The sequence below is a fragment of the Vibrio sp. 2130-1 genome, from assembly GCF_033339515.1.
On the sequence record NZ_JAWOUT010000629.1, the window covers coordinates 1 to 544 of the forward strand.

General features: G+C 45.0%; 1 protein-coding gene. It reads right to left on the reverse strand.

Annotated features, from left to right (window positions below):
* Positions 1 to 182 precede the first annotated feature (182 nt).
* Positions 183 to 544: GreA/GreB family elongation factor (locus R7Q09_RS27800; protein ID WP_318144167.1), on the reverse strand; the 362-nt coding region annotated here is incomplete at its 5' end.

Consider the following 544-nt stretch of genomic DNA (forward strand, 5'->3'; position numbering starts at 1 on the left):
GCTCTTCTTGAGCGACAGTAGGAAGCGAAATAGCCATCGTTAACGCAGCACCACAAATCACGGCTTTCATTTTAAACCTCTCCAGTAAATACAGCTCGCGCCCTCAAATGAGGGCGCATAAAAATAGGTCAACATCATTGGCAAACGCACTTCGCTCGCCGAATGTTTCAAGGTCGAGGAAGTTAAGATTCTGCGCTTTGCTTGTTGTATTCAATCGAATTGATGAACCACTCTTTGTCACCTTCCGGCGTTCGAACGGTAAATTCTTCATCCACTTGCTTTTTCAACATGGCTCTGGCCATAGGGGAATCAATGGAGATGTAATCTTTGGCATCGCCATATATTTCTTCTGGCCCCACAATGCGGAACTTCTTCACATCACCGGCTTCGTTTTCAATCTCGACCCAAGCACCAAAAAAGACTTTGCCTTCTTGTTGAGGTGAGTAATCAACGATGGTGACTTCAGGTAAAAACTTTCTGAGAAAACGAACGCGTCGATCGATTTGACGCAGCAGTCGTTTATTGAAGGGGTAGTCAGCATTTT